We start from the raw sequence: 10,019 nt of genomic DNA, 5'->3' as shown, positions 1-10,019 counted from the left end.
GTGTTCACCATTTGGCGAGACGACACCCCGGTGCGCTACGTCCACGGCCTGGTCAGCCTGTTCCAACAGGGCGACACCGGCTTTCGCCGCACCCGCTACACCGCCGTGGTCGAACCGACCCTGAAACGTTTCGACCTGCGCTCCAACTGGCGCATCTTCCAGGGCCAGACCGTACCCGACATCATCACCAGCGTACTGACCGAGCAGAAGCTGACCGACATCCGCAGCGAGATCTGCTTCGACCACCAACCCCGCGAGTACTGCGTACAAGCCGGCGAAACCGACCTCGATTTCCTCGCCCGCCTCGCCGCCGAAGAAGGCCTGCTCTACACCTTCGAACACCGCGCCGACGGCCACACCCTGGTCCTTACCGACCGCGTCGGCGGCCTGGGCACCATCGGCACCCACACCGATTGCCCGGTGATCTACCAACCGATGAGTGGCGGCGACGCGTTGGAGCCGGCCCTGAACCGCTTCCACTACACCGAACAGGTGCGCACCGCCGTGCAAGTGCAGCGCGACTACACCTTCACCCACCCGCGCTACAACCAGCAGCACACCGCCACCGGCGATCAGGACCTGAACAACCAGCACAAGGACTACGAACGCTACGACTACCCTGGCCGTTACAAGCGCGACATCGCCGGCAAGCCCTTCACCAAAACGCGCCTGGCCGCCCTGCGCAACGACGCCAAGCTAGCGCATCTGGAAGGCGACGACGAACGCCTGCAACCGGGATTGGCCTTCGACCTCAGCGAACATCCGCGCGAGGACTTCAACGACCGTTGGCGCACCATCGCCATCAAACACGAAGGCAAGCAGCACACCAGCCTGCAGGAAGAATCGTTCGGCAGCGGTCTCGGTACGTCTTATGAAATGAAGGCCAGCGCCATCCGTTGGACCTCGGACTGGAAAGCGCCACTGCGTGACAAACCCTGCATCGACGGCCCGCAGATCGCCACGGTGGTCGGCCCTCCCGGTGAGGAGATTTATTGCGATGAATGGGGGCGGGTCAAGGTGCAGTTCCCGTGGGACCGTTCGGATAAAAACAATGACCACAGCTCCTGTTGGATCCGTGTCACCCAAGGCTGGGCCGGGGCGACCTGGGGCTCCATGGCCATTCCGCGTGTGGGTCAGGAGCTGGTGATCAGCTACTTGGACGGTGATCCCGACCAGCCGATCGCCACTGGGACCGCGTACAGACAGACCAATCTGCCGCCGTATCAACTTCCCAAACACAAGACGCGGATGACCATCAAGAGCCGAACTCATAAGGGTGAAGGTTTCAATGAACTGCGTTTTGAGGATGAGCTGGGGCAGGAGGAAGTGTTTATCCATGCCCAGAAAGACCAGAACACGGTGGTCAAGAACAACCAGTCCCTGACCGTTGGGGCGGACAGAATCAAGAGCATCGGCCAGGACGAGAACGTCACTGTCGGCCGAAATCGTGTGCGCGTGGTGAGGACCAACGACACCGTGAAGGTCGGTGGCAACAAAAATGACTCGGTTGCCGGTGAGTACGACATCGAGGTAGGCGGCACGCTGCGTTTGAAGTGTGGAAAGACGCTCATTGAGCTGCATGCAAACGGGAAGCTGAACATCACCTGCGAGGACTTCAACATCACTGGCATGCAGGCCGGCCAGATCAACACCTTGGGCGCGAATCTCGACCTCAACCTTGCAGGTGGAGCGGCCGGTGCTACCGCGAATGGGCAGGACGGTGGCGCATTGAAGGCCAGTGTCGATGGGCATTTCAAATAGCCCCCACCCTGCCCATTACCCAACCATCAATGAAAAAGGACGCACCTGCAATGGCTGACTATCTGACCCACGATGTAATCCTTGATTTTGCCGATGAAATGCCCGAGGACTCGACGCTGAACGTGCTGCGTTTCAACAAACGAAATACCACGTTGGTGATTGCCCGCAGTCCCGTTGGTAAACACCAGACCCTGGACGAAGCACTGACAGCCCAGCTGGATCAACTGCGCAACAAGACCCAAGCATTGAGCATCACACCAGCACAAATCACTCACCTGGGGCACCAGCAGCAAGTGGAGGGCCGAGAAATGGCCGTCCAGTTCATGACCGGCGACAAGCCTAACTTCCAGTTGCAAGTCGCCTGCCTGATTCCCGGGCAACACCGCATGCTGGTCCTCAACTACAGCAAACAAGGACCATTAGGCGACGGCGACATCACCCACTGGCGTGCCATCAAGCAAACGCTGCGCTTTTCCTGAACTTCCCCCCTAAGAAACCGGTTCTCGACCAGCAAGGAGCTTCTTGCCAATGGCACAAATTGTCCACGCCGCCCGGCAGGGTGACGCCATTCTTCACCCATCACTCATAGCAGAGTTAATCAGTGCAACTGTGGAAGCAGTCATCTATGCGGCGGCTGCACTGGCGGTGACGGCCGTTATTTGCCTTGCAGTAGTGGGCACCGTGTTCACGGGTGGCGCGCTAGGCTTCGTCATCGGAATTGCGGCAGGCGCTGCGGTAGGCGCCATGAGTTCAATTCCCATAGGCGAGGATCGAAGTATCGGTGACGCCATCTCTGACTTTAGCGATTCCGTTGGCAACGCAATGTCGTCACCGACGGCCTTAGGCGAAATCAAAAGCGGCTCCAAAAATACCTTTATCAATGGCAAACCCGCCGCTCGCGCTGCGGCGATCAGTTCCCCCAATGGGTCTGAAGAAGAGGAAAAAGGCGAGGAGCCCTCAGTTCTGGAGAACGTAAGTGCGATAGCCCAAACGGCTCTGGGATTTGCATTTCCTCCCTTCAAGTTGGTCAAAGACTTCTTTGACACGGTTCATCAAATTCTCAACCCTCCAGTAACAACCCCCGCAGCGCCGGGGTTCACCCCCAAGGAAGAAGACAAGGTCAAGTGCTCCCGCCACCCACCCATGCCTGAGACCTACATAGCACAGGGCTCAGACAAGGTGCTGATCAATAGTCGGCCGGCGGCACGCTCGGGAGATAAGGCCACCTGCGATGCCACCATCGACGTAAACGCCAACGTCTCTCCCAATGTGCGTATCGGCGGCGGAACGGTGACGGTTCGAAACATTCACAATGGCAAAAGCAAGACTGCGCAGATCGTGGGGATCGTTGCGGCACTGCTTATATCCAGACGAATGGGAGTTCGCTCTCGCCGTTCTTCAAAAGCGAAAAATAACAAATCCACAATCTGTGATCGCGTAGGCAAACCTGTGCAGATTTCCACCGGTGGCAAAGTCCTCGACGGTGCAGAAGACGTCGATTTCAGCCTCCCTGGGTTGCTGGGCATCGAGTGGGCGCGGGGCTACGACAGCAACGACACTCGAACCGACGGACTGTTCGGCCGGGGCTGGAGCGTCCCCTATGAGGTGGAAATCCTCCGTGTTCCGCATCCCCACGGCGGCGAACTATGGATCTACGTCGACGAGGCGGGCAACCGCCTGGAACTGGGCCAGCTCAGAGCCGGCAACGCGTTCGTCAACGTCATGGATGGCTTGACCTTCTACCAGCTGGAGGATGGTCAGACCGTTGTCGAGGACATCTACTCAGGACGCTATCAGCTTTTCCAGCCTGATCCGCATGACCCGCAACGCTCGCGACTGATCCGCGTAGGCGATCGCAACCTCAACGTCCTCGACATGCTGTACGACGAACAGGGCCGCCTGCACTTCCTCGTCGACAAGTACAGCCAAACCGTTGTGCAGCTTCACTATGATCAACACCATCCAAAGCGTGTCAGCAAGGCGTCCCGTGTATTCCTGAAGGCCGGCGACCCCCCCTGCATCGAGCACGACAAGGTCCTGGCCACCTATCGCTATACACGCAGTGGCCAGTTGCAGGAAGTGTTGGACGCGACTGACCACGTGGTCCGTCGCTTCACCTACACTGCCGAGGGCTATCTGAACAGCCATCAGATCGCCAGTGGCGCCGTCCGCGAGTACGAATGGGCACGCTTTACCATCCCCGAGAACCGTCCCACACCCAAGCGTGCAGACGGCACTTCGTACCAGCTTCCGCCGCTATTGGAGCCACAACCCGACCACGAATGGCGCGTCACTCGCCACTGGGGCAGCGACGGCGAAGAGTATCAATTCGAATACGACCTGGAGCGTGGTGAAACCCACGTCACCGACAGCCTCGGTCGTCAGGACCATTACTATTGGGGCCCGTTCTATGAGATCTACAAGCATATCGACCCCCTCGGTAACTGCTGGCAAGAGGAAATCATCGCCGGGCAATTGATGAAGAGTGTCGATCCACAGGGCGGCGAATGGCACTACAGCTACGATGACATTGGCCGCCTGATCGAGACGCGCGACCCATTGGGACGTCGCGAACACATCCGCTACCTGCGGCACTGGGCGTTGCCTGTCGAAGTCACCGATGCTGCGGGGCGCACGTACCGCTCCCGCTACGATGCCCAGGGCAACCTGCTCTGGGAAGAAGATCCGCTGGGCCGCAAGACCCACTACCAATACGACCCCGAAGGCCGGGTGGTACGTGTCACCGATGCGCTGGACAAGACCAAGTACCTGAGCTGGAACGTACACGGTCAGCTACTCAGTTACCGCGATTGTTCCAATGCGCAAACGCTGTACCACTACGACACCGACGGACGCCTCAGTGAAAGCATCAACGCCCGCGGCGAGCACACGCATTACCGTTACGACGCTCGTGGTTATCTGATCGAAAGCCAGCGCCCGGATGGCCGAATCGAGCGCTACGATATCGACGCTGCCGGCCAGCTTACGGCTTATACCGACCCGGCCCAGCGCATTACCCGCCTGCGTTATGACTGCAGTGGTCAGCTGATCCAGCGCGTCGACGCCCTCGGCCACAGCGTCGAGTTTGGCTACGACGCCTATGGCCGACTGCTGCACCTGAGCAATGAAAACCACGAACGCTACCGCTTCGAGTGGGATGCGCTGGACCGCCTGTCGGCCCAGCAGTGACCCGGCCAGCGCCGCCCAACAGCAAAAGACGCGGCAGCAAGGGCTGTTCGTGGGCCTTATCACCCTGCCGATGCGGTTTATCGGGGTGTTGCTGGGGTAGTTGCTGCTGTGCCTGCTCATTGAGCTGATCGGCTTGCACCTGTTCTGGCCAGAGCAACGATGGCGGCATGCCCAAGGTATGATGAACTTCGAACTGCGGCAGCTTTCGTCCTAGTTCACCCGCAGCGTGGTGGTGCAGGAGCCTGGGCGTATCGCCTACCAACTGGTGACCTGGCTGCATCAGACCCTGCTGCTCGACAGCGGGCTATTGGACTGGCTCAAGCACATGAACGACCAAGCGAAAGCCGCTGATATCGCGAGGGTGTTCAACGCCGGCCTGGCTCAGGCCGTGGTGTATCTGGAGCGGTATGTGCTGGCGGCGTTCTACACCACCGTAACCTTCGGGCTGCGCCTGCTGGTGTTCGTCATGACCTTGCCGTTGTTCGCGCTGGCGGCGCTGACCGGGCTGGTAGATCGGCTGGTGCGGAGGGATCTGCGCCGCTTCTGTGCCGGGCGGGAATCGGGGTTCCTCTACCATCAGGCACGGGCTACGATTTTGCCGTTGGCAGTGGTGCCATGGGTGACGTATCTGGCCCTGCCAGTGAGTGTGCACCCTTTGTGGATCCTTTTGCCAGCAGCAGCGGTCGAAATGGCGATGGATCTGACGGTAGGAAGCTTCAAAAAACACTTGTAAACAACTTCGACTGACAATCAAGCAATCAAGCCACTCCGATACTATTGTGCCATTACATCTAAACGTGTAAGTTCCTTAGAAAACCTCACCTTTTTTAAGCCAAAGCTATCAACAACAATCAGACGTAACGCCCCCAATTACTTGGAGATGGACTGATGCCGCTCGATGCAGGGATGTATAAAACTAATGATGCATACCGTAGCTGGATAGATAATCCATTTCGCTTTATAGAACCGAACTCAAGCAATGGAGATTTTGGGCTGCGCAAACCCCAGCTCGCTGCACTGCACATCACGCTAGGCCATCTAATCTCCACCCCGGATATTCCCGCAACTGTCGTGATGCCCACAGGAACAGGTAAAACCGACACAATTTTCTCGCTGATCTTGGCTGGCGCATTTCCAAGAACTCTGATTGTCGTCCCCTCCGACGCACTGCGAGAGCAGACTGCCGAGAAAATTGTTGCCCTTAAGACTCTTCGCAACATGAAAGCGGTAGTCCCAGCAGTTTTGAGCCCTGCGATCTCAAAACTGAGCTCAAAACTCACCGTTAACGAAGTTGAGAAGCTGGAGCAATTCAACGTTCTGATAGCCACTCCTCAAGCACTCCAGCATTTTAATGAGGAGGAGCTTGCTGCCCTGACAAAACTTTGTACTCATCTAATTATAGATGAGGCGCACCACGTCGCTGCCAGCACATGGAATCGGATTCGCAAAGCGTTTGCGGGCAAGCCTTGCATCCAATTCACTGCGACGCCATTTCGTGAAGATAAAGAGGGGTTGGACGGAAAAATAATATATAACTATCCACTCAAAGAAGCCCAGATCGATGGCTACTTCCAAGAAATAGAATTCCATCCAATTCGAGAGTACCAACCCAGTCTAGCCGATACAGCTATTGCAGAAAAAGCAATAGCCCTCCTCAGAACTGATCTAGATGAGGGTAAAGATCACTTAATGATGGTCAGGGCAAAAACGCAGAAGAAAGCAGAGCTTCTTTTCGAAATTTACCGTAAATTTGAAGACCTAAAACCAGTACTCATACACAGCAAGTCAGCCAACAGAGCGGCAACTCTCGAAAATATAAAAAACAAAAAACACAAAGTTATTGTATGTGTCGACATGCTTGGAGAGGGCTTCGATCTTCCAGAACTGAAAATCGCCGCCATACATGACCAGCACAGAAGCCCAGCCGTCACCCTGCAATTCATAGGTCGATTGACACGAGTGGATAAGAAGCTCGGAAATGCAAAATTTGTCGCAAATATCGCCAACCAAAAAATGGACTCACAGATGTCTGCGCTTTACAAAGAAAGTGCAGACTGGAGTGCGGTGATCCGAGACGTCAGCGCAGAGAAGATCCACAGAGAAGTTCAGAGGGAGGAGCTAATCTCGCAGTTTTCTGACGACGAGGACGGAGAAAAAATTCTAGCCCTCAATCCAATACCGAAAATCAGCGCGATTGCGTACCACGTAAAAAGAGAAGATTGGACTCCCGCGAGAGCCGCTCACTTCAAGTCTAATAAAGAAAAACTCCAGTATTCGTCCGTAAATGAGTCCGGTGATACGGTCATGCTAGTAACCAAAGCGGACGTATCCGTCGGCTGGGCTAATACTTTCGAAATCTACAATACTGAATGGTTTTTGTACCTTGCATACTACCGCAAGGATGATCAGACACTTTTTATAAACTGCTCAGGAGATGAAGGTCAAGCATTGAAATTTCGGGATCTGGTTTCCTCTGACAGCAGCAAAATAGCAGGTGAGAAAACCTTCCGAACATTACACAATATTACCTTCCTGAAGCTACAGAACGTTGGCCTGTCACGCACACAAAAAGATGTACGATTCACGATGCATGTAGGTCGCGACATCAATGCGATCATGAGTGAGCTCGAGAATGGCACGGCGGTGAAATCTAACATCTTTGCAACGGGTTTTGAGGATGGTGATAAGACCACAGCGGGATGTTCCCATAAAGGTAAAATATGGGAAATGAACTCAGAATCCATCGACTACTGGGTACGTTGGTGCGATCAAGCAGCGGTGAAGCTCAATGATGCAAACATCGACCCGCAGAACATCCTGAATAACGTAATGCGTTCTGAACAAATACGTGAAGCATGGCCAACTGGATTATTCTACGCAGACTGGCCGGATTCGATCGGTATCGAGACAGAGGCAAAGATATCAATAACGATAGATGGATTATCCTACAACCTTTTGGATGTTTACCCAGGCCAACCGAACCGCACCTCGGATACCCTATTAGAAATACCACTCCTTACAGATAATGATGAAGAATATCGCCAACAAATCGCCATAGTAAAAATCAACCTACTAGAAGACGGATATAAAACCAGCTGCGATGGTGCAAAAATCTCGCTGCAAAATGAGCGTCCGCTGGCAGAGTATTTGGATGACAACCCGTTTCGAATTCTCAAGCAGGACGGGTCATTCATATTCGGGAATTATAGATACTATTCCCCTGTGACGTTAAATATCAAGATGCCATCAAAGCTCATCTCGGCGTGGGATTGGGGAGATACTAAGATTCAGAACGAATCTATGGGCAAAGATGAAAACTTAGACACCGTACAGGGTTTCACGTACAAAAAAATTAAAGACAAGTACCAGATTATTTTCAATGACGATGGTGCCGGCGAAATCGCCGATCTCATCGGGATAAATGAAAATAACGGCATCATCACTGTTGATTTCTATCATTGCAAGTACTGTGGATCTAAGGATGGAGTAGCGACGCCTGGCGCAAGAGTTACTGACACCTATGAAGTTAGCGGTCAAACTTCTCGATCAGTAAAATGGCTACACTCTGGCGAAGCGCTCTTTTCACAGATGGTATCTCGCTTTTCAAAATCCATTGACAAGGGCTTTAATAGAATACTAAAAGGCACTATTGACGAAGTTGACCTGCTTCGCTACAAATGCCGAGACAACGAACTATCAGTTGGTTTCTTCATAGTGCAGCCAGCAATTTCAAAAGCTAAAATCTCGGATGAACAGCTCACAGTCCTGGGAACTAGCTACACATACATCAAAGGGATCTCTGGATCAGACCTACAAGTAATTATTAACAACTGACATCCGTTTTTTCGACGAAACAATGAGCCGCGCTGAATAAGCGCGGCTCATTTTTTTTGTTTATTCAACATACTCTGCCCCATTCACATACTGGTTCCCACTTTCAACTGTACACCACCATCCGAGATAGCGGACCAAGGTCCATTCCTATTTCGAGTAGCGGTGCACCAGCAACCTTAAGAACATCGGTCCCCCATGTATTGGAGTTGCGGCCAATGTACTGTCTTCACGCTGTCAGCCGACAAGTGCTGATAATTATTGTTCTACTGCTTATAGCCCCGTATGCCTACCCTTCCGGCATAACGCCAGAAGCAACACATATGATGGGACTACTGCGCAAACTCGACCAATCGAACGCCAGGCCGAAGCCAGCGCCCGCCTCCCCCGTGACGACACCTATCGCTACCAGTTCGACTACACGCGCTTTCGCGATAACGTGGAGCGCATGCGCCAGGGCATCCGTGACCACCTGAGCCCGCAGCGCGCCCAGCCGCGCGATCCGCGCCAACACCGCCAACAGATCCGGGCGACGAACTTCACCAATGGAGCACTGGCCCAGCGTGGGCAGCACATCCTTGTCAAAGATCCGCCGAATCTGAGACAGCGTGCTTTGCCGGCCTTCCTTGAGGGAGAGCGACCGGTGCTCGACCCAGTGGTCGAACGTACTCTTAAACGCGTTTTCTTCTGCTTGCCGGTCGGCTTCACGGGTGTGCCGGCGATGCGCCTGGGGATTGACCCCTTGCGCCAATCATTTGCGCGCTTCGTCCCGATGGGAACGCGCGTCACGCAAACTGACCTGCGGATAGGTGCCCAGCGACATAGGCTTTTGCTTCCCGCCCCAGCACTAACGGAAATGCCACGCCCCCCCTCCCGTGGCCGTCACTGCCAGGGACAGGCCGTCAATATCACCGAGGGTGTAGTCTTTGCCGGTGGGCTTGGCCTGCCGGACGGCAGCATCTGAAAGAGCCATGCTTCTAGCCTCCTGAAGGTTGGATTCAGGGCTAGACGTTCAGCAAATGACTCGTCGGGCTCCTGCAACAATCCGATCTCGAAGCTCGCCATTTTTATGGACTGGAATGCACGATAAAACGCGCACAAACAAAAACGCCGATCATTGCTGATCGGCGTTTTTGTTGAATATGGAGCGGGAAACGAGACTCGAACTCGCGACCCCGACCTTGGCAAGGTCGTGCTCTACCAACTGAGCTATTCCCGCAAATGGCGTCCCCTAGGGG

The 10,019-nt window shown here is 54.6% G+C and carries 4 protein-coding genes, 1 tRNA gene and 4 pseudogenes; 7 read left to right on the top strand and 2 right to left on the bottom strand.

What is annotated here, in order from left to right:
* The 7 genes and pseudogenes from tssI to BMZ57_RS30070 form a co-directional block, all read left to right on the top strand.
* On the top strand, positions 1-1,761 hold a 1,761-nt coding region (tssI, locus tag BMZ57_RS28830; protein ID WP_254668490.1), incomplete at its 5' end, for a type VI secretion system tip protein TssI/VgrG.
* A gap of 50 nt (positions 1,762-1,811) precedes the next feature.
* On the top strand, positions 1,812-2,240 hold the full coding sequence (locus BMZ57_RS28825) for a DcrB-related protein (protein ID WP_069673116.1): 429 nt from the start codon (positions 1,812-1,814) through the stop codon (positions 2,238-2,240).
* A gap of 49 nt (positions 2,241-2,289) precedes the next feature.
* Positions 2,290-2,991: pseudogene (locus BMZ57_RS30075) on the top strand (PAAR domain-containing protein); the annotation flags it as partial.
* Positions 2,992-3,210: 219 nt separating this feature from the next.
* Positions 3,211-4,950, top strand: a complete 1,740-nt coding sequence (locus BMZ57_RS28820; protein WP_254775573.1) for a DUF6531 domain-containing protein — start codon at positions 3,211-3,213, stop codon at positions 4,948-4,950.
* Positions 4,919-5,683, top strand: a pseudogene (locus BMZ57_RS28815) (TIGR03747 family integrating conjugative element membrane protein). Before BMZ57_RS28820 ends, BMZ57_RS28815 begins: the two are co-directional and overlap by 32 nt.
* Before the next feature lie 155 nt (positions 5,684-5,838).
* The gene (locus BMZ57_RS28810; protein WP_069672567.1) at positions 5,839-8,784 is read left to right on the top strand and encodes a DEAD/DEAH box helicase; all 2,946 of its coding nucleotides are present in this window, start codon (positions 5,839-5,841) and stop codon (positions 8,782-8,784) included.
* A gap of 184 nt (positions 8,785-8,968) precedes the next feature.
* A pseudogene (locus tag BMZ57_RS30070) lies at positions 8,969-9,229 on the top strand (hypothetical protein); the annotation flags it as partial.
* Positions 9,230-9,262: 33 nt separating this feature from the next.
* Here the strand turns inward: BMZ57_RS30070 and BMZ57_RS29930 are convergent.
* Positions 9,263-9,754, bottom strand: a pseudogene (locus BMZ57_RS29930) (integrase arm-type DNA-binding domain-containing protein); the annotation flags it as partial.
* 170 nt (positions 9,755-9,924) lie between these two features.
* Positions 9,925-10,000, bottom strand: a tRNA-Gly gene (locus BMZ57_RS28795).
* Between the last annotated feature and the right edge of the window lie 19 nt (positions 10,001-10,019).

Source organism: Pseudomonas simiae (assembly GCF_900111895.1).
Taxonomy (GTDB): Bacteria; Pseudomonadota; Gammaproteobacteria; order Pseudomonadales; family Pseudomonadaceae; genus Aquipseudomonas; species Aquipseudomonas simiae.
Note: the sequence above shows the minus strand (reverse complement) of the source record. Positions and strands in the feature narration are given on the sequence as shown.